The 21,514-nt window shown below is 72.3% G+C and carries 20 protein-coding genes, 1 tRNA gene and 2 pseudogenes; 10 read left to right on the top strand and 13 right to left on the bottom strand.

Annotated elements, in window-relative coordinates:
- Nucleotides 1–70: 70 nt before the first annotated feature.
- The 3 genes from ABTY04_RS08645 to ABTY04_RS08635 are packed head-to-tail and all read right to left on the bottom strand — an operon-like array spanning nucleotide 71 to nucleotide 3,473.
- Nucleotides 71–964, bottom strand: coding sequence for an SDR family oxidoreductase (locus tag ABTY04_RS08645; RefSeq protein ID WP_352212593.1), 894 nt, complete (start codon nucleotides 962–964; stop codon nucleotides 71–73).
- A complete protein-coding gene (locus tag ABTY04_RS08640) occupies nucleotides 961–1,875 on the bottom strand; it encodes an alpha/beta fold hydrolase (protein WP_352212592.1) in 915 nt (304 codons plus the stop codon). The genes ABTY04_RS08645 and ABTY04_RS08640 overlap by 4 nt, the downstream gene beginning before the upstream one ends.
- The gene (locus tag ABTY04_RS08635; RefSeq protein ID WP_352212651.1) at nucleotides 1,872–3,473 is read right to left on the bottom strand and encodes a flavin-containing monooxygenase; all 1,602 of its coding nucleotides are present in this window, start codon (nucleotides 3,471–3,473) and stop codon (nucleotides 1,872–1,874) included. The genes ABTY04_RS08640 and ABTY04_RS08635 overlap by 4 nt, the downstream gene beginning before the upstream one ends.
- 183 nt (nucleotides 3,474–3,656) lie before the next feature.
- Between ABTY04_RS08635 and ABTY04_RS08630 the strand changes: the two genes are divergently transcribed.
- On the top strand, nucleotides 3,657–4,340 hold the full coding sequence (locus tag ABTY04_RS08630; protein ID WP_352212591.1) for a MerR family transcriptional regulator: 684 nt from the start codon (nucleotides 3,657–3,659) through the stop codon (nucleotides 4,338–4,340).
- Here ABTY04_RS08630 and ABTY04_RS08625 read toward each other — a convergent pair.
- Nucleotides 4,322–5,125, bottom strand: coding sequence for an exodeoxyribonuclease III (locus tag ABTY04_RS08625; protein WP_352212590.1), 804 nt, complete (start codon nucleotides 5,123–5,125; stop codon nucleotides 4,322–4,324). The two genes, ABTY04_RS08630 and ABTY04_RS08625, sit on opposite strands and share 19 nt — an antisense overlap.
- A 38-nt stretch (nucleotides 5,126–5,163) precedes the next feature.
- On the opposite strand from ABTY04_RS08625, the gene ABTY04_RS08620 reads away from it, so the two are divergent.
- Complete coding sequence (locus ABTY04_RS08620) at nucleotides 5,164–5,658, top strand: GNAT family N-acetyltransferase (RefSeq protein WP_352212589.1); 495 nt, start codon at nucleotides 5,164–5,166, stop codon at nucleotides 5,656–5,658.
- A 132-nt stretch (nucleotides 5,659–5,790) separates the two neighbouring features.
- Here ABTY04_RS08620 and ABTY04_RS08615 read toward each other — a convergent pair whose 3' ends face one another.
- A complete protein-coding gene (locus ABTY04_RS08615; RefSeq protein ID WP_352212588.1) occupies nucleotides 5,791–7,122 on the bottom strand; it encodes a CoA transferase in 1,332 nt (443 codons plus the stop codon).
- A gap of 46 nt (nucleotides 7,123–7,168) precedes the next feature.
- On the opposite strand from ABTY04_RS08615, the pseudogene ABTY04_RS08610 reads away from it, so the two are divergent.
- The 4 genes and pseudogenes from ABTY04_RS08610 to ABTY04_RS08595 form a co-directional block, all read left to right on the top strand.
- A pseudogene (locus ABTY04_RS08610) lies at nucleotides 7,169–7,381 on the top strand (RHS domain-containing protein); the annotation flags it as partial.
- 7 nt (nucleotides 7,382–7,388) lie between these two features.
- Nucleotides 7,389–7,478, top strand: a pseudogene (locus ABTY04_RS08605) (transposase); the annotation flags it as partial.
- The gene (locus ABTY04_RS08600) at nucleotides 7,470–7,673 is read left to right on the top strand and encodes a hypothetical protein (protein ID WP_352212586.1); all 204 of its coding nucleotides are present in this window, start codon (nucleotides 7,470–7,472) and stop codon (nucleotides 7,671–7,673) included. The pseudogene ABTY04_RS08605 and the gene ABTY04_RS08600, both read left to right, overlap by 9 nt.
- The gene (locus ABTY04_RS08595) at nucleotides 7,666–8,397 is read left to right on the top strand and encodes a hypothetical protein (RefSeq protein WP_352212585.1); all 732 of its coding nucleotides are present in this window, start codon (nucleotides 7,666–7,668) and stop codon (nucleotides 8,395–8,397) included. Before ABTY04_RS08600 ends, ABTY04_RS08595 begins: the two co-directional genes overlap by 8 nt.
- Before the next feature lie 196 nt (nucleotides 8,398–8,593).
- On the opposite strand, the gene ABTY04_RS08590 is transcribed toward ABTY04_RS08595, so the two are convergent.
- The 7 genes from ABTY04_RS08590 to galU all read right to left on the bottom strand — a co-directional run bounded on the left by ABTY04_RS08590 (nucleotide 8,594) and on the right by galU (nucleotide 14,008).
- Nucleotides 8,594–8,667: transfer RNA gene (locus ABTY04_RS08590), tRNA-Ala, on the bottom strand.
- A 76-nt stretch (nucleotides 8,668–8,743) separates the two neighbouring features.
- Entirely contained in the window at nucleotides 8,744–9,787 is a 1,044-nt protein-coding gene (gene sepX, locus ABTY04_RS08585) for a divisome protein SepX/GlpR (protein ID WP_352212584.1), read from the bottom strand.
- Nucleotides 9,788–9,942: 155 nt separating this feature from the next.
- Nucleotides 9,943–10,551: a GNAT family N-acetyltransferase gene (locus ABTY04_RS08580; protein ID WP_352212582.1), complete on the bottom strand. Its 609-nt coding sequence runs from the start codon at nucleotides 10,549–10,551 to the stop codon at nucleotides 9,943–9,945.
- A gap of 17 nt (nucleotides 10,552–10,568) precedes the next feature.
- Nucleotides 10,569–11,072 (bottom strand): MogA/MoaB family molybdenum cofactor biosynthesis protein, encoded by a 504-nt coding sequence (locus ABTY04_RS08575; RefSeq protein WP_352212650.1) that lies wholly within the window; start codon nucleotides 11,070–11,072, stop codon nucleotides 10,569–10,571.
- Nucleotides 11,073–11,188: 116 nt separating this feature from the next.
- Nucleotides 11,189–11,668: a cyclic pyranopterin monophosphate synthase MoaC gene (gene moaC / locus ABTY04_RS08570; protein ID WP_352212581.1), complete on the bottom strand. Its 480-nt coding sequence runs from the start codon at nucleotides 11,666–11,668 to the stop codon at nucleotides 11,189–11,191.
- Nucleotides 11,669–11,742: 74 nt separating this feature from the next.
- Nucleotides 11,743–13,101, bottom strand: a complete 1,359-nt coding sequence (gene glp / locus ABTY04_RS08565) for a molybdotransferase-like divisome protein Glp (protein WP_352212579.1) — start codon at nucleotides 13,099–13,101, stop codon at nucleotides 11,743–11,745.
- Nucleotides 13,102–13,105: 4 nt separating this feature from the next.
- Nucleotides 13,106–14,008: a UTP--glucose-1-phosphate uridylyltransferase GalU gene (gene galU / locus ABTY04_RS08560; protein WP_352212578.1), complete on the bottom strand. Its 903-nt coding sequence runs from the start codon at nucleotides 14,006–14,008 to the stop codon at nucleotides 13,106–13,108.
- 96 nt (nucleotides 14,009–14,104) lie between these two features.
- Here galU and ABTY04_RS08555 point away from each other — a divergent pair, with 96 nt between their 5' ends.
- Complete coding sequence (locus tag ABTY04_RS08555) at nucleotides 14,105–14,725, top strand: 5-formyltetrahydrofolate cyclo-ligase (RefSeq protein WP_352212577.1); 621 nt, start codon at nucleotides 14,105–14,107, stop codon at nucleotides 14,723–14,725.
- Here ABTY04_RS08555 and ABTY04_RS08550 read toward each other — a convergent pair.
- Complete coding sequence (locus ABTY04_RS08550) at nucleotides 14,709–17,570, bottom strand: penicillin acylase family protein (protein WP_352212576.1); 2,862 nt, start codon at nucleotides 17,568–17,570, stop codon at nucleotides 14,709–14,711. The two genes, ABTY04_RS08555 and ABTY04_RS08550, sit on opposite strands and share 17 nt — an antisense overlap.
- 289 nt (nucleotides 17,571–17,859) lie before the next feature.
- Between ABTY04_RS08550 and ABTY04_RS08545 the strand changes: the two genes are divergently transcribed.
- From ABTY04_RS08545 to ABTY04_RS08535, 3 genes are all read left to right on the top strand, one after another.
- Nucleotides 17,860–19,317 (top strand): potassium/proton antiporter, encoded by a 1,458-nt coding sequence (locus tag ABTY04_RS08545; RefSeq protein WP_502996584.1) that lies wholly within the window; start codon nucleotides 17,860–17,862, stop codon nucleotides 19,315–19,317.
- 396 nt (nucleotides 19,318–19,713) lie between these two features.
- Nucleotides 19,714–21,060, top strand: coding sequence for an MFS transporter (locus ABTY04_RS08540; protein WP_352212575.1), 1,347 nt, complete (start codon nucleotides 19,714–19,716; stop codon nucleotides 21,058–21,060).
- Between the two features lie 67 nt (nucleotides 21,061–21,127).
- Nucleotides 21,128–21,433 (top strand): FmdB family zinc ribbon protein, encoded by a 306-nt coding sequence (locus tag ABTY04_RS08535; RefSeq protein WP_352212574.1) that lies wholly within the window; start codon nucleotides 21,128–21,130, stop codon nucleotides 21,431–21,433.
- Nucleotides 21,434–21,514: the final 81 nt, after the last annotated feature.

Genomic DNA, 21,514 nt, shown 5'->3' with positions numbered 1-21,514 from the left:
CACTCCTGGAGGGGTGTAGGGGACTGGGCCTCGACCAGATTTGCACGGGCGGACAAAGCGCGCATTTCGATCAGTGGCGCGCTGTGCCGCGGGCGCGCTCCTCCTCGTCGGCGGCCCCTCCGGCCCCCACGAGCCCGCGGGAGACACCCGCCAGCCTGGGCCCGAAGCGCTTCATCTCCCGCCGGCCGGCGGTCGCGATGATCCCGGGCAGGTAGCCGCGCACGCCCTGCATCCCGCGCAGCCACCACTGGGCGTACACGTGCGGCGAGCGCCGCTCGATGCCGGCGACGATCCGGTCGACGGCCGGGCCCAGCGGGTACGTGCGGTTCGACGGCCAGGGCAGCCGCCGGCGCAGCTCCCGCATGACCTCGTCCTGGTCGGCCCCGCGCACCATGTCGGTGTCGGTCCAGGAGAGGTAGCCGACGCCCACCTCGACGCCCTTGTGGCCGACCTCGGCGCGCAGGCAGTGCGCGAAGGCCTCGACGCCGGACTTGGATGCGCAGTACGCCGTCATCATCGGTGCCGGTGTGATCGCGGCGAGCGAGGCGATCTGGAGGAAGTAGCCGCGGCTCTCCGCCAGGACGGGGAGGAACGCGCGGGCGGTGACGGCCCCGCCGATCAGGTTGACCTCGATCACCCGGCGCCAGGCCTCGGGGTCGGAGTCGGCGAACGGCCCGCCGGCGGCGACGCCCGCGTTGGCGACGACGATGTCGACCTTGCCGAAGCGCTGCTTGACCTCCTGCGCGACCCGGGCCATGGCCTCGTGGTCGGTGACGTCGGCGTGCCAGTGGTCGCTGTCGGTGTGCAGCCGCTCGGAGACCTCCTTGAGGGCCTCCGGCTCCAGCCCCACCAGCGCCACCCTCGCGCCGCGCGCGGACAGCTTGCGGGCGAGGAGCTCGCCGACCCCGCGTGCGGCGCCGGTGACGACGGCGACCCGGCCTTCCAGACTCCTGCTCGCACTCACGGCGTCTCCTCCTTCAGGAAGTGCGCGGTCAGCTCGCGCACGGCGTTCGTGACGGCCTCGGGGGCCTCGACCGGGGTCATGTGCCCCATGCCGGTCAGCTCGGTCAGCCCCACGCAGTGCGGCAGCGCGGCGGCGATCCCCCGGGCGTGCACGATCGGTGTGAGCCTGTCGTTCTTGCCGCCGATGACGGCGGTGGGCACCGTGAGCGCGGCCAGGTTCGCCTCCAGGTCCAGCCCGGCCAGCACCTCGGACCAGGCGTACCGGACCCGGGTGGGGCAGCCGTGCACGATCCGGGCACAGGCCTCGACCTTGTCGGGCGCGGACCCGGGGCCCATCGTGGCGTACTTCAGCACTCGTTTGGCGACCGGCGTGACGGGCCCGAGCGGGGCGCGCGAACCGAGCACCGCGCCGGTGACACGGGTCCTCGCCCGCCCGGGGCGCAGCGGCACGACCAGCGCCTCCGCGACCAGCCGGGCGCTGCCGGTGCTGCACAGCAGCGCGGCGGCGGCGTGCTCGGTGAACTCCGGCCGCCTGGCGGCGGCCATGATCGTCATGCCGCCCATGGAATGCCCGGCGACGACCGCCCGCTCCCCGGGGGCCAGGGTGGCACGCAGCACGGCGACCAGGTCGTCGGCGAGCTCGGTGGTGCCGTAGCCGGAAGCGGCGGGGCTGCGCCCGTGTCCGCGCTGGTCGTACGCGATGACCCGGTGGTCCTTGGCGAGCTCCCGGATCTGCGCGGCCCAGAAGGCGGTGGAGCAGGTCCAGCCGTGCGCCAGCACCACGGCCGGCGCGCCCTCGTCCCCGTGCTCCTCCACGTGCAGCCGGGATCCGTCGGCGGAGACCGCGACCGACTCCCGCCGGGGGGCGGGCGGCGCGTACGGCCCGGAGGTGACGTGCGCCGGCCGGCTCACGCGGCGCCCTCCTCGGCGGTGGCAGTGGCCGCGCCGGCGGCGGCTCCGGAGGCGGCCTTGCCCTTGGCCTCCGTACGGGCCGGGGCCGGGGTCTGCGCCCGGGCCGGGACCCGCTCGGCCCCGGTGTCCCGGAGGCGGACGACCTCGTACTCGGAGAGGTCCACGCTCCGCGTCTCCTTGCGGAACTCGCCGGTCGTGCCCGGCCAGACCGTGGTGTTGCGGCCCTGCGCGTCCAGGTACCAGCTGGTGCAGCCGCCGGTGTTCCACACCGTCCGCTCCATGCGGGCCTGGACCTGCCGGTTCCACTGGTTCACGGCCGAGGGCCGGGGGGCGAGCGCGACCTGCCCGCCCAGCACGTTCAGCTGGCGCAGGTAGTCCGCCATGTAGTTCAGCTGCGACTCGATCATCAGGATCATCGAGCTGTTCCCGAGGCCGGTGTTCGGCCCGATGATCGTCATCCAGTTCGGGAAGCCGGCCGCCGTGGCCCCGCGCAGCGACTGCATCCCGTCCTTCCAGTGGTCCGCGAGGGTCCGGCCCTCGGCGCCCACCACCCGGTCGGCGATCGGCATGTCCGTGACGTGGAAGCCGGTGCCGAAGATGATCGCGTCGGCCTCGGTCTCGGTCCCGTCGGCCGCGACCAGCGTGTTGCCCCGGATCTCCGTCAGCCCGGAGGCGACCAGGTCCACGTTCGGCCGGGCGAGCGCCGGGTAGTACTCGCTGGAGAGCAGGATCCGCTTGCAGCCGATCCGGTACGAGGGCGTCAGCTTGGCCAGCAGCTCCGGGTCCTTGATCGAGCGCCCCATGTTGGCCTTGGCCAGCGATTCGATGAGCCCGAGCTGGTTCGGCCGCTTGGTGAACGCGCTGACCTGGAGCTCCCTGATCCCCCACAGCAGGCCCCGGCGGGCCGCCCGGGTGAACGGCAGCTGACGGTGCAGCCAGCGCTCCACGCCGCCGATGGCCCGGTCGGTGCGCGGCATCACCCACGGCGCGGTCCGCTGGAACAGGGTGAGGCGCTCCACGTCGGGCGCGATGGCCGGCACGATCTGGATGGCGGAGGCACCGGTGCCGATCACGGCGACCCGCTTGCCGCGCAGGTCGTAGTCGTGGTCCCAGCGTGCGGAGTGGAAGACCTTGCCGGGGAATTCGGCGAGCCCGGGGATCTCCGGCATCTTCGGGTCGGACAGCGGCCCGGTGGCGGAGACGACGACATCGGCGGCAAGCGATCCGGCCGAGGTCTCGATCTCCCACCTCAGCCGGTCGGCGTCCCAGCGCATCATCCGGACCTCGGAGTCGAGCCGGATGTGGGGCCGCAGCCCGAAGGTGTCGGCGACGTGCTCCAGGTACGCCCGGATGTGCGGCTGCCCGGAGAACGTCCGCGGCCAGTCGGGATTGGGGGCGAACGAGAACGAATACAGGTGGGAGGGGACGTCGCACGCACACCCGGGATAGCTGTTGTCGCGCCAGGTCCCGCCGACGGAGTCGGCCCGTTCCAGTACGACGAAGTCCGTGATCCCCTCGCGCCGCAGCCGTACCGCCGCGCCCAGCCCGCCGAACCCGGACCCGATCACCGCCACTCGCACGTGTTTGCGCTCGCCCATGGCACCACCCATGCCGCCCATGCCCGCCGCCTTCCGCTTCAGCAGTCCCAGCCCAGCCCAGTCACAACCACAGTGGAACACTGCCAGCAATCACTGGCACAATCGGGAGGGTAGAGCAGCTCCGTACTCATGGGTAGAGGTCGCGGCCGGAAAGTTACTGCCGGTACGCCATAGGCTTCGCCTGTGGAAGACACGGAAGCGGGGACGGCAGTGCGTGAATACCGGACGGAGGAACTGGCCGAGGCGGCCGGCATCCCCGTGCGCACCCTGCGCTTCTACCGCGAGCGCAAGCTCCTGCCGCCGCCGCGCCGCGAGGGCCGGATCGCCTGGTACGACGACCACCACCTGGCCCGGCTGCGCACCATCGCCGCCCTGCTGGAGCGCGGCCACACCCTCGGCGGCATCGCCGAGCTGACCGCCGCCTTCGAGAACGGCCGCGACGTCAGCCAGCTCGGTGAACTGCTCGGCATCGGCTGGTCCGAGGAGACCCCCGTACGCCTGACGCCCGAAGCCCTCGCCGACTACTTCGAGGGGGAGGTCACCCCGGAGAACCTGGCGGCCTCCCTCGACCTCGGCTACCTCGCCACCGACGGCGACGAGATCGTGCACGTCAGCCGCCGCCTGCTGGACGTCTCATCGGCGCTGGTCCGCGAGGGCGTCCCGCTCTCCGCGGTCCTGGAGACGGGCCGCCGGGTCCGGGAGCACGCGGACGCCATGGCGGCCCTGTTCACGGAGCTGATCTCCACGCACCTGACGGAGGAGGCCCTCCCGCGACTGCGCCCGCTGGCGAAGAGCGTGGTCGAGGCGGAGCTCACCATGGCGATGGACCGCCTCCTGGCATCAGGGGCTCAGGACCCCAGCTCGTAGACCACGGTCACGGGCGCGTGGTCGGACCAGCGCTCCGGGTGCGTCTCGGCCCGCTCGACGAACGCCTTCACGGCCTTCGCGGCCAGCCCCGGGGTCGTGACCTGGAGGTCGATGCGCCACCCGGCGTCGTTGTCGAAAGCCCGCCCGCGGTAGGACCACCAGGAGTACGGCCCCTCGGTGTCGGGGTGCAGGCTGCGGACCACGTCCACGTACCCGGCCTCGTCGTACACCTTCCCGAGCCACTCCCGCTCCTCGGGCAGGAAGCCGGCGCTCTTCCGGTTGGTCTTCCAGTTCTTGAGATCGGCTTCCCGGTGGCAGATGTTCCAGTCGCCGCACACCACGACCTCCCGCCCCTCACCGGCGGCGCGCACCTTCAGAGCGGCGAGATAGGGCAGGAATTCCGCCATGAACCGGTACTTCTCGTCCTGCTTCTCGGTCCCGGCCTCGCCGGAGGGCAGGTACAGGCTGGCGACCGTCACCCCCGGAAGATCCGCTTCGAGGTAGCGCCCGCTCGCATCGAACTCGTCGCTCCCGAATCCCACCTGCACCCGCTCGGGCTCGCGGCGCGTGTACAGCGCGACCCCGGCCCGCCCCTTGGCCGCGGCCGGTGCGAACACGGTGTGCCAGCCCTCGGGCCTGCGGACCTCGTCCGGGATCTGCCCCTCCTCGGCCCGTACCTCCTGGAGGCAGACCACATCGGCATCCGACCCTGCCAGCCACGGGGAGAAACCCTTCTTGGCGGCGGCGCGGATCCCATTCACATTCACGGAGGTCACGGTGAGCATCCCAGCACCTTAACGGGAGCGTTCCGTACGATGTTCCGATGTCTCACGGGATACAGCTCCGCGCCCTGGCGTACGACCACCCGGACGCGGTCGCACTCAACGACCAGGTCCAGCTCGAATACCAGGCGCGCTACGGCGGCCCGGGCGATGCCACCTTCCTCGACCCGGCGATGTTCACCCCGCCGAACGGCGTGTACCTGCTGGCGTACGACGCCTCGGGCACGCCGGTGGCCAGCGGCGGCTGGCGCAGCCAGGACCGCAACGACGAGGGCTACGCGGACGGCGACGCCGAGCTCAAGCGCATGTACGTCGTCCCCGGCGCCCGCGGCCTGGGCCTGGCCCGCCGCATCCTGGCCGAACTGGAATCCGACGCCCGTGCCTCGGGCCGCGTCCGCATGGTCCTGGAAACCGGCGACCAGCAGCCGGAGGCGATCGCCCTCTACCTCTCGTCGGGCTACACCCCGTCGGAGAAGTTCGGCTACTACCGCTCGTACGAGTCGAGCCGCTGCATGGCCAAGCCGCTCCGCCCCTGACGCCCCCCTCTCCCCCCCTTGACGCGCCCTCGCACCGCTGCGCGGACCGAGTACCGGGGATCCGGGGCCGGGCCCCGGGATGCGGAGAAGGGGCGGGGCGGGGAGAAGAGCCCGCGCAGCGGCCCGGCAGGGCTACCGCGGGAGCCACTGCGCCCGGTCCGTCCCCCACCGGGACGGACCCCGCCCCCAGTCCCCGAACGGCACCGGCGACCCGGCGTACCGCAGCACCCCGTACCCCGAGTCCACCTCCCTCAGCCACGGCTCCGCCGCGTACGCCGCCCCGGCGGGACCGGCCGCCGGGACGTCCCGTACGAGCCACGACGCCGTCCCCGCCAGCGAGAACCGCAAGGACCGCCCGCCTCCCGCGGCCAGCGCCCGCAGCACGCCTGCCGCCGCCAGGTACCCGGTGCCGTGGTCCAGCGCCTGCGCCGGCAGCACCCCGGGCACCCCGCCGGCCCCGTCCCCGTACGCGGCGGCCAGCCCGTACCCCGCCTGCACCAGCGAGTCGAACCCGCGCCGCCCCGCCCACGGACCCCGCCACCCCCACGCGCACAGCTGCGCCACCACCAGCCCCGGCCGGCGCTCCAGCAGCTCGTCCGCCCCGAGCCCGTACCGCTCCAGCGCCCCCGGCCGGTACCCGGTCACCACCACGTCGGCCTCGGCCCGCAGCCCCTCGAAGACGGCCCGCTCCCCCGCGTCCGCCAGATCCAGCAGCGCCGACCGCTTCCCGAACCCGGTGTCCGCGTACGCGTCGTGCGACTCCGGCAGCCGCGGCGAGTCGATCCGCAGGACGTCCGCCCCCAGCAGCCCGAGCGTCCGCGTCGCGACCGGCCCCGCGATGACCCGCGTCAGGTCCAGCACCCGCACCCCGGCCGCGGGCAGCGCCCCGGGCCCGAACTCCCGCCCGGCGCCCCCGGACTCCCGCACCTCCACGAGCGGCTGCGGATCCCCGTACTCCGCGGCCACCGCGACGGCCAGCCCGCCCTCCCCGTACACCCGCTCCTGCACCTCGACGGCCCCGCGCCCCGCCACCGCGTCCCGCAGCGCCTCGGGGGTCGCGGACGGCAGTCCCAACGCCCGTACCAGGGCGGCCCGGTGGTGCGGATAGTTGGCGTGCGTGCGCACCCACCCGTCCGCCGCCCGCCAGAACCCCGACAGCGGCGCGAAGTTCACCGGCTCGCGCCCCGCCACCCGCAGATGCCGCTCGCTGACGAACGCGGTGGCCACCGCCCCCTCGTCCACCACCAGCGGCTCCACCCCGGCGGCCGCGCCCCCGGCCCGAACGGCGGCCAGCTCGGCCGCGGCCAGCGTGCACACCCCGACGGTGGCCCGTGCCAGCTCCCGCACGGGCAGCGGCCCCTCCCCCAGCCCGCTTCCGCCCCGGTAGACCACCCGCCCCGCCAACCCGTCCGCCCCGCCGAGCGCACCCCACGCCTGCCGCGTCCCGCCATCGAAGATCGTCATGGGCCCATTCTCCGGAGCCCCTCGTCGCCCGCTCCGGATCCTGACGGCGGCCCAGGAGGTGGTGGACGAACCGTTCTACGCCATCGTTACCGACCTGGTGGGCACGCCCACCGAGCTCGTCGACGAGCGGGGCGCCCTGGCCTGGTGCAGCCGGCCGACCCTGTGGGGGTCCACGGCCTGGAGCCGGGACGCCACCGCCTACACCCCCCTGCGTTTCCCCGGCCAGTACTTCGACCCCGAATCGGGTCTGCACTACAACTAAGTACCTATGGGGCGCACACTTCTGGTCCCCGTCTTACTTCGCGGCCTCCTGCGGCGGGGCTCCCCTGTCGATCATCAAGGAGTACATGGACGATGCGTCGGGGGCCCGGATCATCATCGACCGCGGCCTCAGGGACGGAGACGGCAATCCGGTGGTGATCATCCGCCAGGACCATATGATCCACGCCTACCACGTCGAGGAGAAGGACATCTCGAACTACATCACTCCGCGAGACGGCAAGGATGCAGCGAAGTGGCGAACCCCGAAACCGGATGAAATGAATGAGTAACGAGGGCCCCACCGGGGCGCAGCAGTGGCCGGGCTACCGCTCGAAGCCGTCCTACGACCCCGGTCGGAACCTGGTCTTCCCCGCCCCGGTGCCCGCGGGCCTGCGGGCACTCGGGCAGGAGGTGCGGGCGGCCGGCTGGCCGGTGCGGCTGGCCTTCCGCGCCTCGCGGATCACCCTGCTGGACACCCTGTGCCGCTGGCAGACCCTGCGCGCGCTGGCTTATCTGCACGTGCTGGCCGCCGGGACCGCGGATGCGCGGCTGCTGAGCGACCTGCGGGTGGTCCCGGGGCCGGAGACGGCCGGCGACCCGGCGCTGTCCGAACTGCCGGCACGACTGGAGCGGTACGCCCTGGCCCTCCCGCCGGACCTCGTGGACGCGGTCGTCTGCGATGCCGGCGGACTGCTCGCGGACAACCGGTTCACCGCGTCCGCACTGGCCGCCGGGCTCACCGCCGATTCCCGCCCGGCCGACACGGACGAGGCGGTTTCCCGCGCGGTGGTGCTCACCAGCTACTGGTACGAGACCCCGGGCCAGCGCGGCGCCCTCGCCCTGGCGTGGAGCGCCAACCAGTTCGTCCGCTCCTGGCTGTGGTGGTCGGCCGGCTTCACGTACGGCGACCCGGCGGGCGGCATCGGCATCACGACGGACCCGCGCCCGGCCCGCCCGTCGCCGTCCGCCCTCCCGGCCTGGGCGGCCGCTCTGCTGGACCGGGCGGCCGACTGACCGGCCGGCCGGGGCCGGGGCCCGGGAGGCCGGAGGGGGAAGCCGGGCTGCTCCGGCAGGCACCAACCGGTCCCCGGGCAGGACCTGTTCGGGCCTCGCCTCGGACACGCCCTGCAAACGCCGAGATCCCGTCCGGCCTTTCGGCTGAACGGGATCTCGTGACGATTCCCGGTAGCTATCCGAGAACTGTCGTTTGTGGACCTGTGGGGATTTGAACCCCAGACCCCCTCGATGCGAACGAGGTGCGCTACCAGACTGCGCCACAGGCCCTTGCGACGTGTGAAACATTAGCATCCCCGCGCCGGTGCTCCAAAACCGATACCCGGGAGCGTCCGTGCAGGTCCGGTCACTCGTTCGCGGCGCGGGGGCGGCCGTCGCTCTCGTACTGGTCGAACAGCGGCGTGCGGCCGCGGTCGCGGCCGCGTGCGCGGGCGTTCGGGTGGGACTTCTGGTCCGGCTTCGCCTCGGACTTGGCCTCCGGCTTCGGCGCCGGCGACGGCTGGGCGCGCAGGCGGGGGTCCGTCGGCTCGGCCGCGCTGGAGCGGGTCGCGCTCCAGGCGTCCGGGGCCGCCGGGCCGGTGGCGCGCGGGGCCACCGGGGCCGTCACGTACGTCGGCAGCGGGACCGGGACCGGCTCCCAGCTGTCACCGCGGGCGGGGCCGCGTTCACGTTCGCGCTGCTGGTCCACCCACTCGGCGTGATCGGTCTGCTCGACCAGAGCGCGCCGTCCGGCCTCCTGCGGGGAGACCGGTGGTGCAGGGTCCGGTTCGGCGCCCGCGGCGGGGGCGTCCTCGGGGTGGCGGCGGCGCGGCCGGCTCTCGCGCAGCTGCCGGGCGGCGGCCTCGGCACGCCGCCGGTCCATGGTGAACTCGTAGCGGCGCCGCTCCTGGACCCGCAGGTGCACGATGTACGCGCTCAGCAGCAGGGCGGGCAAGGCGGGCACCCAGAGGTAGGCCAGGCCGCCGACCGCCGCGACGATCGCGCCGAGCGTGAAGGTCAGGAACAGGAGCGCGGTGGTGCGCCGACGGCGCGCCAGCACCTGAAGGCGCTGCTCGCGCCGCTGCCGCTCCGCCACGGCCGACCTCGGCACCGCCCTGGCCGGGGGTACGCCGACGGCCCGGGCGTCGGCGTCCACGGAATTCACCGTTTCCGTCGCGGCGTCCGGGTCCGCGCGGTACTGGGGCTCGGCCTCCTGGTCGCCGCGCTCACGCAGCCCCCTGGCGTAACGGCGCTCCATTCCCGCCCGGCCGGAAAGCAGCCGAATGGCAGTGGAGAAGCGTTCCGTCGGACGGGCCTCGTTCAGCTCGTCCTGCCTCCGGAGCCACATGGGCACCAAGTAGGCGGCCCAGGCCCCGACAATGACTGCGTAGATGAGGCCGCTGCTGCTCACACCTCACACCGTAGAGGGGCGCGGCCGGGCGGATCCGCCAATTGGACCGGTGTGTCGCACGAACTGGCTGATATCACGGACTTTTTTTGTGATTCTTCGGATCAGGTTATGGGCGAATCGGTTCCCGGGCCCCGATAATTCGAACAGTTATTCGTTTATGAGGGTGAGGTGCCCTGCCTGCGCCCACGGTGCCAGCGGCGCAGCAGACCCTCCGGGACCTCCTCCGCGGTCAGCACGTACACGAGGTGGTCGCGCCACGCGCCGTCGATGTGGAGGTAGCGCGGACGCAGCCCTTCCTCGCGGAAGCCCAGCTTCTCCACCACCCGCCGGCTCGGCCCGTTCTCCGGGCGGATGCACACCTCGATCCGGTGCAGCCCGACCTTCGCGAAGCAGTGGTCCACGGCGAGTGCGACCGCCGTCGGCATCACGCCGCGGCCCGCCACCTCGCGGTCCACCCAGTAGCCGACGTGGGCCGCGCACATCGAGCCCCAGGTGATCCCGGCGACCGTCAGCTGGCCGACGAGGCGGCCCTGGTACTCGATGACGAAGGGCAGCATCCGCCCCGCGTTCGCCTCGGCCCGCAGATGGCGGACCATCTGCCGGTACGTCGGCCGGTGGATCACCGGCCCCCAGGGCGCGGGCGGCGGAATCGTCGCCTCCCACGGCCGGAGCCAGTCGCGGTTGCGCCGGTTGACCTCGCGCCAGGCACTCTGGTCCCGCAGTTTTATCGGCCGGAGCGTGACGTCGCCGTCGGTCAGCACCACCGGCCAGGAGGGTCCGTTCAGCTCGGGCTCCCGGAGGATCTGCCGGGGGGCGCGGGGTGGTCGCCGCCCCGGATCTGGTCCACGGCGTGCGGCAGGATCCGCGTGAGGACCGCGAGGCCGTCGCGGACGCCACCGGTGGAACCGGGCAGGTTCACGATCAGGGTGTGGCCGGCCACACCCGCGAGGCCCCGGGAAAGGGCCGCGGTCGGCACGTTCGCCAGGCCCTCGGCGCGGATGGCCTGCGGGATGCCCGGGATTTCGTAGTCCAGCACCCGCGCGGTCGCGTCCGGGGTGCGGTCGGTCGGCGAGATGCCGGTGCCGCCGGTGGTGAGGATGACGTCGTACCCGGCGGCCACGCCCTCGCGCAGCGCCTGCTCGACCGGATCCCCGTCGGGGACGACCCGCGGACCGTCCACCGTGAAGCCGAGCCTGCCGAGCCCCTCGGCCAGCAGCGGACCTCCCCGGTCGGCGTACACGCCCGCCGAGGCCCGGTTCGAGGCGGTGACCACGAGCCCGCGCAGGGCGCGCCCGGGCTCCCGGGCCGCGCCCGCCGCATCCGGCTCGGCGGCCGGGGCCCCGCCCGCCTCCGTCGGCGTTGCGGGGATGTGGCTGAAGGCGGCGCCGCCGCGCGGGGCGTTCACCCGCGGGTCCAGTCGCCGGACTTTCCGCCGGTCTTCTCCTCCACCCGGACGTCCGTGATGACGGCGCCCTTGTCGACGGCCTTCACCATGTCGATGACGGTGAGCCCGGCGACCGCGACGGCGGTCAGCGCCTCCATCTCGACGCCCGTGCGGTCGGCCGTCTTGACGGTGGCGAGGATCTCGACGGCGTCGTCGGCGACCGAGAGGTCCACCTTCACGCCCGACACGGCCAGCGGGTGGCAGAGCGGGATCAGGTCGGGGGTCTTCTTCGCGCCCATGATCCCGGCGATCCGCGCGGTGGCGAGGGCGTCCCCCTTGGGCACGCCCTCGCCGCGCAGCAGTTCGACCACCCGCGCGGAGACGAGCACGCGCCCGCTGGCCCGCGCCGTCCGCGTCGTGACGTCCTTCCCCGAGACGTCCACCATCCGGGCCGCGCCGGCCTCGTCGATGTGCGTCAGCCTGCTGTGCGTGCTCATAGGTTCGTGCCGCTCCCGCTCCGGGCCCCGCAAGGGCCTGTGTGGTGCAACACGCTACCCGCACTCGCCCGGCTTCAGCCGAGCAGGACCACTTCCAGCTCGGCCCCCGGCTCCACCGAGGTGACGTCCTCCGGTACGACCATGAGCGAGTCGGCGTGGGCCAGTGCCGCGATCAGGTGGGAGCCCGTTCCGCCGACCGGGCTTACCGTGCCGCTCTCCGCGTCGTACGTGCCGCGCAGGAACTGGCGGCGGCCCGCCGGGGAGCCCAGCGCCTTGTCCGCCTTCAGCGCCGCCCGCACGCTCGGCCGGCTCACGTCGGCCAGGCCCATGAGCGCGCGGATCGCGGGACGCACGAACAGTTCGAAGGAGACGTACGAGGACACCGGGTTGCCGGGCAGGGCCAGCAGGGGGGTGTGGTCCGGACCGATGGTGCCGAAGCCCTGCGGCTTGCCGGGCTGCATCGCGAGCTTGCGGAAGTCCATCCGCCCGCCGTCGACCCCGCCCTCGGCGCCGTCGCCCGAGCCGCCCGTGCCCACCGAGGACAGCGCCTCCTTGACCACGTCGTACGCGCCGACGCTGACGCCGCCCGTGGTGACCAGCAGGTCGGCCCGGATCAGCTGGTCCTCGATGGTGGAGCGCAGGGTCTCGACGTCGTCGGCGACGGCCCCGACGCGGTAGGAGATCGCCCCGGCGTCGCGCGCGGCGGCGGCCAGCGCGAAGCTGTTCGAGTCGTAGATCGTCCCCGCGGCCAGGGCCTCGCCCGGCTGGACCAGCTCGCTGCCGGTGGACAGCACGACCACGCGCGGGCGCGGCCGGACCCGGACGGTGCCCCGTCCGATGGCGGCCAGCAGCGCGATCTGCGGCGGGCCGAGCACCGTGCCGGCGGCCAGGGCGAGGTCCCCCGCCTGGACGTCGCTGCCGCGCGACCGTACGTGGGCCCGCGCCTCGGCGGCCCGGTGCACCCGCACCTCGCCGCCCGCGCCCTCGGGGGCCGCGCTGGCCGGGGTCATGCCGGCGGCCGCGCCGCCGCCCGTACCGCCGTCGGTCCACTCGACCGGCACGACCGCCTCCGCGCCCGGGGGCAGCGGGGCGCCGGTCATGATGCGGGCGGCCTGGCCGGGGCCGACGGCGGGCAGCTCGGCGCTGCCCGCCGCCACGTCCCCGATGACCGTCAGCACCGCGGGGAACTCCTCGCTCGCGCCCTGGACGTCGGCCGTACGGACGGCGTAGCCGTCCATGGAGCTGTTGTCGAAGGGCGGGAGGGCGACGGGCACGGTGACGTCCTCGACCAGGACGCAGCCCTGGGCATCGAGCAGCTGGAGCTCGATGGGCTCCAGCGGCCGGATCGCGGCGAGGACGTCCGCGAGGTGCTCGTCGACCGACCACAGACGCTGGGCGGCGTGGCCGGTGTCCTGCGGTGCGCGGCTGCTCAAGGTGCTACATCTCCTCCGTGACGTAACGGTGAAGCCAGGTGCGGAACTCCGGGCCCAGGTCCTCACGCTCGCACGCGAGGCGGACGATGGCCCGCAGGTAGTCCCCGCGGTCCCCGGTGTCGTAGCGACGGCCCCGGAAGACCACGCCGTGCACCGGGCCGCCCACGGTCTCGTCGGCGGCCAGCTTCTGCAGGCCGTCGGTGAGCTGGATCTCCCCGCCGCGGCCCGGCTCGGTCTCCCGCAGTATGTCGAAGATCGCGGGGTTGAGTACGTACCGTCCGATGACCGCGTAGTTGCTGGGCGCGTCCGCCGGGTCCGGCTTCTCGACGAGGCCGGTGATCTTGACGACGTCCTTCTCGTCCGTGGCCTCGACCGCGGCGCAGCCGTAGAGGTGCACGTTGGCGGGGTCAACCTCCATGAGGGCGATGACGGTGCCGCCGGTGCGGGCGTGGACGTCGGTCATCTGGCGCAGCAGCGGGTCGCGCGGGTCGATCAGGTCGTCGCCGAGGAGGACGGCGAAGGGCTCGTCGCCGACGTGCGGCTCGGCGCACAGGACGGCGTGGCCGAGGCCGCGCGGGTCGCCCTGGCGGACGTAGTGCATGGTGGCCAGGTCGCTGGACTCCTGGACCTTCTTGAGCCGGTCGTCGTCGCCCTTGGCGATGAGGGCCGACTCCAGCTCGTAGTTGCGGTCGAAGTGGTCTTCGAGGGCGCGCTTGTTACGTCCTGTGATCATGAGGACGTCGTCCAGGCCGGCTGAGACGGCCTCCTCGACGACGTACTGGATGGCCGGCTTGTCCACGACCGGGAGCATTTCCTTGGGCGTCGCCTTCGTCGCCGGAAGGAAGCGGGTACCGAGACCCGCGGCCGGGATCACGGCCTTCTTGATCACAGGGTGCAACTGAGTCATGGGCAGAACGATAGTGGGTCGCACAGACCACCCCGGATTCGATTCCGGTAAGTAGGTGCGACATCGCCCCGATATGAAGGGAAATCAGAGTCAGCTGTGGTAGAGAACCTGCCGAACCTGTCCGAAAAGGCCCGGCTGCGCCGGGAACTGCTCGCCGAACGCCGGTCTTTGTCCGCCGAATCCCTGCGGACGTCGGCCCTCGCGCTCTCCCGCTCCGCCCTCGAACTGCCCGAACTGGCCGATGCTCACACCGTCGCCGCGTACGTCTCCGTCGGCTCCGAACCCGGTACGCGCGATCTGCTCGACGCCCTGCGCACGGCCGGGAAGCGGGTGCTGCTCCCCGTCCTGCTGCCCGACAACGACCTCGACTGGGCCGGGTACGAAGGCCCGGACAGCCTCGCCGAGGCCGCACACCCCGGCAAGATCCGGCTGCTGGAGCCGGCCGGGCCACGGCTCGGGCCGGAGGCCGTCACCGGCGCCGACGCCGTCCTGCTGCCCGGACTGGCCGTCGACGGCCGCGGGATGCGCCTCGGGCGCGGCGGGGGCTCGTACGACCGGGTGCTGGCCCGCCTGGCGCGCTCCGGGGCGCATCCGGCCCTGGTCGTGCTCCTCTACGACGAAGAGGTGGTCGCGCGGGTCCCGGAGGAACCGCACGACCACCCCGTTCAGGCGGTGGCCACCCCGTCGGGGGTGGTGCGTTTCACGGCTTCAGCGTGAGCGTCTCGGCCGTCACCTTGTCCACTGCCTCCTTGCCGAAGGGCCAGTCCAGCAGCTCGCCCTTGGCCCACATGTCCGTCTGGTCCGTGTAGTTGTCGTGGTACGCGTGGCCCGAGGCGCCGGTCAGGTTGATCCAGCGGGACTTGTCCAGGTCGCCGAGGTTCACGACCATGCGCATCGACGGGACCCAGGTGACCCCGTACCCGGCGGACGCGTTCCAGCCGGACGCGTTCACGGTGGCCTCGCCGCCGCCCAGGTTCCACGGGCCGCGGTTGAGGAGGAACTGCAGGAAGCCCGGGCCCTCGGTGCCGAGGGTCTGGTTCTTGAGCGTCAGCTGGTGCAGGCGGCCCCAGCTCCAGGTGGACTGGTCCTTGCCGAGCTTGGCGGTCAGCTCCCAGCGGGCGTCCTTCATGGCCCGCGCGAACAGCTGGTCGCGGGTGGCGGTCGCCGGCTGGTTGCGGGCGGCGGGCGTCTGCCACCAGGCCGACTTCTCGTCCTTGACCAGGCGGCGGACCACCTCGAACCAGCGGTCGCCGCCGTCCGGCTGCGCCGAGTCGGGACCGCGCGTACCGCACTCGCGGACCGTCTTGGCCAGGTCGTCGACCGGACCGCTGCTCTCCTCCTGGACGTTCATGCAGCTGCCCTCGATCCGCAGCTCCTTCGGCATCTTGTCGCCGAAGGACAGCTTGAGGATGTTGCGCCAGACCGCGTTGAAGTACGCGGCCGCCGCCGAGTCGGGCTCCTGCGTGTAGTTCCAGCCGTCCAGGAGCTTCTGGGCGGAGCGCACGTCCGGGTCGGAGACCTCGATCTTGGCCAGCATCGGGGTCAGCAGCGCGGCGATCTCGCTGCTGTTGTCCATCTGCATGGTGCGCATGTCGTCGGTGGAGATCTTGCCGCGGTCCTTGATCTTCGCCTCGATGAGGTCGTTGATCCGCTGGCTGCGGGCGCCGTAGCCCCAGTCGGTGGTCAGCAGGTACGGGTACTTGCCCGCGCCGGTGCCGTTCTCGACGACGGCCTGGTTCGCGGTGACGATGTAGCCGCGCGCCGGGTTGTAGTCGTAGGGCATCTCGTCCTGCGGGATGTAGCCGGCGTTGCCGTCCTTGCCGCCCTTCCAGGCGTACTTGGAGTCCCAGCCGGGGGCCGGCATGCGGCCGTCGCCGGCGCCGCGGACCGGGATGCGGCCCGGGGCCTGGTAGCCGATGTTGCCCGCGGGGCCCTTGTTGTCGGCGTAGATCAGGTTCTGCGACGGCACCTCGAAGTCGCGGGCGGCGGCACGGAAGCCCGCGAAGTCCTTGGCCCGGTCGAGGGCGAAGACCGCGTCCATCGACTTGCCGGGGTCCAGGGCGGTCCAGCGCAGGGCGACGGCGTAGCCGTTGCCGCGGTCGGGGGCCGCGCTGGAGACGGGGGCGCGGCCGCCGACGGTGCCGAGCTCTTCGCTGCGGTCGGAGATCAGCGGACCGTTGTTGGTGGTGCGGACGGTGATCTTCTTGCTCGTGCCGCCCGCGATCTTGATGACCTCTTCACGGATCGTGAAGGGGACCACCTTGTTGTCGTAGACGTAGCCCTCGGGCTTGACCTGCTCCAGGTAGAGGTCGGTGACGTCGGCGCCGAGGTTGGTCATGCCCCAGGCGATGTCGGCGTTGTGGCCTATGACCACGCCGGGCATGCCGGAGAAGGTGTAGCCGGCGACGTCGTACTTGCACTGGTTCGAGACCGCGCGGCAGTGCAGGCCCATCTGGTACCAGACCGAGGGCAGCTGCGGGGACAGGTGCGGGTCGTTCGCGAGCAGCGGCTTGCCGGTGGTCGTGTACTGGCCGGAGACGACCCAGGAGTTCGAGCCGATGCCGCTGCCGTTGGGGCCGAGGATCGCGGGGACCTGGTCCAGCGTCTTGGCGAGGGAGGTCAGCGAGGTGCGCAGGCCCACGGTCGCGCCCTGGGCGGTGGTGTCGTCCGCGAGGCCGGTCGAGGCGGCAGGGGCGGCGGGGGCTGCGGGGGCGGTGGATCCGGTGGAGGCCTGCGAGCCGGTGGTGCTGCCGCCGCCGGATCCCTTGCCGGTGCCCGTGGAGCCGGCGGCCGCGCCGCCCTGGGGGGTGTACTTGCCGCCCTCGATCTTGCCCGCGTCGACGATCGGCCGGTTCCGGTCGAAGGGGTACGGCGGGTAGAGCTCGTCGATCTGGGCCTGCGTGAGCTTGTTCGTCATCAGCGCGCGGTCGATCTCGTCCTGCATGTTGCCGCGCAGGTCCCACGCCATCGCCTTGAGCCAGGCCACCGAGTCCACCGGGGTCCACTGCTCGGGCTGGTAGTCGTCGCTCAGCTTGAGGGCGGAGTGCTCGACGGAGAGGTCCTTGCCGGACTTCCCCTTCAGGTACGCGTTGACCCCGTCGGCGTAGGCCTGGAGGTACTTCTTCGTCTCGGCCGAGAGCTTCGTGTCGTACTCGGCCTGGGCGACCTGGCGCCAGCCGAGCGTGCGCAGGAAGGCGTCGGTCTCGACCTGGCCGGACCCGAACATCTCGGAGAGCCGGCCGGAGGTCATGTGGCGGCGGACGTCCATCTCCCAGAAGCGGTCCTGGGCGTGGACGAAGCCCTGGGCGCGGAAGAGGTCGTCCTCGTTGTCGGCGTAGAGCTGGGGAATGCCGTGGGAGTCGCGCTTGACCTCCACGGTCCCGGTCAGGCCGGGGACCTTGAGGGTGCCGGTGGCCTGCGGGAACGAGGCGCGGACGTTGTCCATGCCCCAGTAGGTCCCGTACCCGAAGCCCGCGAGGAGCGCCAGGACCAGTACGAGCACGATCAGACGGGCGCGTCGTCCCTTCTTTTTGACGGAAGGAGCGGTTTCGTTGGCGGGCATCGCTGTCCTTAGAGGGGCAGGGTGGTCCTGGGAGTGCTGGGAGCAACCATAGGCGCAGGACCCGGTCCGGTGATCCGCCAGGGGTCCAGGTGACGAGGACAGGGCCGAACAGGCGTTTCACAATGTGGTTATCGCGTAAAGAGCGCGTCAAATATTAGGTAAGGTAACGAAGTACCTGTCGATCTTGCCGGACTTGTTGCCTGGAGGAACGTTCCGCCTGGCGACTTGAGGAAAGGGCCGCCCGCTGACCGTCCACACGCTCAATGAGCTCCTGCTGGTCTGCTCGCTCGTGCTGCTCGTCGCCGTGGCGGCGGTACGCATCTCTTCACGCAGCGGCCTCCCCAGCCTGCTCATCTACCTCGGCATAGGCATCGCGATAGGCCAGGACGGCATCGGCCACGTCGTCTTCGACAACGCCGAGCTGACACAGGTCATCGGCTACGCGGCGCTCGTCGTGATCCTCGCCGAGGGCGGTCTGGGCACCAAGTGGAAACAGGTCAAGCCGGCCCTGCCGGCCGCGGTCATGCTGTCGCTGGTCGGCGTCGCGATCAGCGTCAGCGTCACGGCGGCGGGCGCGCACTACCTGGTCGGGCTGGACTGGCGCCAGGCCCTGCTGATCGGCGCGGTCGTCTCCTCGACCGACGCGGCGGCCGTCTTCTCCGTCCTGCGCAAGGTGCCGCTGCCCTCCCGCATCACGGGCGTGCTGGAGGCTGAGTCGGGCTTCAACGACGCCCCCGTCGTGATCCTGGTCGTCGCCTTCGCGTCGGTCGGCCCGGCGGACGAGTGGTACGTCCTGGTCGGCAAGATCGCCCTGGAGCTGGCCATCGGCGTCGCGATCGGCCTCTCCGTCGGCTTCCTCGGCGCGTACACCCTGCGGCACGTGGCACTGCCCGCCTCCGGCCTCTACCCGATCGCCGTGATGGCGATCGCCGTGGCGGCGTACGCGGCCGGCGCGCTGGCGCACGGCTCCGGCTTCCTGGCCGTGTACCTCGCCTCCATGGTGCTCGGGAACGCGAAGCTCCCGCACTGGCCGGCGACCCGGGGGTTCGCGGACGGGCTCGGCTGGATCGCACAGATCGGCATGTTCGTCCTGCTCGGCCTGCTGGTCACCCCGCACGAGCTGGCCAAGGACTTCTGGCCCGCGGTGATCATCGGACTGGTGCTGACCATGGTGGCGCGACCGCTGGAGGTCTTCGTCAGCCTGCTGCCGTTCCGGCTGCCCTGGCAGGAGCAGGCCCTGATGTCCTGGGCGGGCCTGCGCGGCGCCGTGCCCATCATCCTGGCGACCATCCCGATGGTGACCGGGATCGAGGGCAGCGAGCGGGTCTTCAACATCGTCTTCGTGCTGGTCGTCGTCTACACCCTGGTGCAGGGGCCGACCCTGCCGTGGCTGGCGCGCAAGCTGAACCTCCGCGACACCGACGAGGCCGCCGCGGACCTGGGCATCGAGTCGGCGCCCCTGGAGAAGCTGCGCGGACACCTGCTGTCCTTCGCCATCCCGGCCGCCTCGCGGATGCACGGCGTCGAGGTGAGCGAGCTGCGACTGCCGCCGGGGGCCTCGGTGACGCTGGTGGTCCGGGACGCCAAGAGCTTCGTACCGCTGCCGTCGACCGTGCTGCGGCGCGGGGACGAGCTGCTGGTGGTGGCCACGGATCCGGTACGGGACGCGGCGGAGGCCCGGCTGCGGGCGGTGGCCCGCGGCGGCAAGCTGGCCGGATGGCTCGGGACGGGCTCGAAGGGATCATGAGCCGGGGTGGACCCGGGCTCGAACAGCGGGCCAGAGCATCGTTCTCATTCGATGTTTCGGGGGTTCACGGGCCGTTTCACCCCGCTTTGACAGGATTCGGAATGCGAACTTCCAGTTAATCCCAGGCGAAGGCACATCTTGTCGCCGGAATCACAGGGTGCGACAGCGGGTGTACCTGTACGATAAAGGCACACCAGATCGAACCAACTCTGCCTGACGCAGAGCTGGCGCGACCGCAAAGCGGCCGTGGCATCCCGCAGTGGGCGCCCAGGTATCACTCGGTTCTGCGCAAGAGGACAGCTCTCGGGGCTCCCACATGTACGGGTGCGGTCGCTCACGAGGCGGCACACCGTCCGCAGACGGGGACGCTCTACCAGGCAGCGGAAAGGCCAGGCCGTGACATCCGCGGTCACGACCGACAAGTCCGCACGCCCCGGTTACGGACAGCTCCTGCGCACGCCCGGCGCCATCGGCTTCGTCCTCCCGGGATTCGCCGCCCGGCTCCCGTTCGGCATGCTGACCATCAGCATCCTGCTGCTCGTGCAGCACACCACCGGTTCCTACGGCAGCGCCGGCATCGTCGCCGCCGTCACCGGCATCTCGATGGCGCTGTCCGCCCCGGTGATGGGCAAGCTCACCGACCGCCACGGCCAGAGCGCCGTCCTGGCCCCCGTCGTCCTCCTGCACTCCGCCGCCGTCGGCGCCCTCGTGGCGTTCGCGCTGCTGGGCGCTCCCGTGTGGGCGCTGGCCCTGGCCGCCGTCCCGGCCGGCGCCTCCGTCCCGCAGGTCGGGCCGATGGTCCGGGCCCGCTGGGCCGCCCGGCTGGAGGGCTCGCCGCTGCTGCCGACGGCCGCCGCGTTCGAGTCCGTCACCGACGAGTTCACCTTCGTCGTCGGCCCGGTCCTGGCGACCGCCCTGTGCACCGGCGTCCACCCGGCCGCCGGCCTGGTCACCGAGGCCGCGCTCACGCTGGCCGGCGGTCTGGTCTTCGCCGCCCGGCGGGCCAGCCAGCCCAAGCTGCACGCCGCCCCGGCCGGCGGCGAGAAGCACGCCTCCGCGCTGTCCTTCCCGGGCCTGCGCGTCCTGATCGCGGCCTTCCTCGGCATCGGCGCCGTCTTCGGCGGCATGCAGGTGTCGCTGGCCGCCTTCTCGAACGAGATCGGCAACCCGGGTGCGAACGGCCTGCTCTACGGCGTCTTCGCGGCCGGCAACATGACCGCGGGCATCGCCTGCGGCGCCATCGCCTGGAAGATCGGCCCGCGCCGCCGGCTGCTGCTCGGCTACGCCGGCCTCACCGTGGCCGCCTCGGTCCTGTGGACCGCGCACTCGATGATCCTGCTGGGCGCCCTCGGCCTCGTCGTCGGCCTGTGCATCGCCCCGGCCCTGATCACCGGCTACACGATGATCGAGTCGCTGATCCCGGCGAACGCCCGGACCGAGGCCTTCACCTGGCTGACCGGCGCGGTCGCCTTCGGGCAGGCCACCGCCGTGATCGTGGCCGGCCGGCTGACGGACGCGCACGGGTCCTCGTACGGCTTCCTCGTGCCCATGGCGGGCACCGTGCTGGCGCTGGCGACCCTGCTCACGCTGCGGGCGAAGCTGGCCCCGAAGGCTCCGAGCCGGATCATCAACGCGTCGGCGGGACCCGCCGCGGACGAGGCCGCCGCACCGGCCGGGCAGGCCCCGGCTGCGCGGGGGAACGAGCGTGGTGTCGGTCACCGCGTGCCGGTGACGGTGGACTGATCGGCCGGAATACGTCACCATGGAACGTCGTTAGCACTCATCGAGTCAGAGTGCCAGGAGGAAATTCGTGCCGACCTACCAGTACCAGTGCACCGAGTGCGGTGAGGGCCTTGAGGCCGTGCAGAAGTTCACCGATGACGCACTGACCGAGTGCCCGAACTGCCACGGACGCCTGAAGAAGGTGTTCTCCGCGGTCGGCATCGTCTTCAAGGGATCCGGTTTCTACCGGAACGACAGCCGCGGCGCTTCGTCGAGCAGCACCCCTGCCTCGAAGCCGTCGACGCCGGCCGCCCCGGCCGCTTCGTCGACGTCCGGCACGTCGTCCGCGTCCTCGACGCCGAGCTCCAGCAGCAGCTCCACCTCGGCTGCCTGAGCCGCTCCGAAACCGTTCGTTCTTCGTAAGGCCCCGTCGCCCCTTCCGGGCGGCGGGGCCTTGCGCATGCCCCGTTAGGGT

The sequence above is a fragment of the Streptomyces sp. NPDC097981 genome (assembly GCF_040302565.1).
Classification (GTDB): domain Bacteria; phylum Actinomycetota; class Actinomycetes; order Streptomycetales; family Streptomycetaceae; genus Streptomyces.
This window is presented reverse-complemented; position numbering and strand designations above follow the sequence as displayed.

Bases quoted from the DNA above. Each gene is read 5' to 3' on its own strand.
- ABTY04_RS08620 (WP_352212589.1), top strand. From the start codon at position 5,164: ATGTCTCACGGGATACAGCTCCGCGCCCTGGCGTACGACCACCCGGAC.
- ABTY04_RS08550 (WP_352212576.1), bottom strand. From the start codon at position 17,570: ATGCCCGCCAACGAAACCGCTCCTTCCGTCAAAAAGAAGGGACGACGC.
- ABTY04_RS08635 (WP_352212651.1), bottom strand. From the start codon at position 3,473: ATGGGCGAGCGCAAACACGTGCGAGTGGCGGTGATCGGGTCCGGGTTC.
- ABTY04_RS08625 (WP_352212590.1), bottom strand. From the start codon at position 5,125: ATGCTCACCGTGACCTCCGTGAATGTGAATGGGATCCGCGCCGCCGCC.
- ABTY04_RS08615 (WP_352212588.1), bottom strand. From the start codon at position 7,122: ATGACGATCTTCGATGGCGGGACGCGGCAGGCGTGGGGTGCGCTCGGC.
- galU (WP_352212578.1), bottom strand. From the start codon at position 14,008: ATGACTCAGTTGCACCCTGTGATCAAGAAGGCCGTGATCCCGGCCGCG.
- moaC (WP_352212581.1), bottom strand. From the start codon at position 11,668: ATGAGCACGCACAGCAGGCTGACGCACATCGACGAGGCCGGCGCGGCC.
- ABTY04_RS08595 (WP_352212585.1), top strand. From the start codon at position 7,666: ATGAGTAACGAGGGCCCCACCGGGGCGCAGCAGTGGCCGGGCTACCGC.
- ABTY04_RS08600 (WP_352212586.1), top strand. From the start codon at position 7,470: ATGGACGATGCGTCGGGGGCCCGGATCATCATCGACCGCGGCCTCAGG.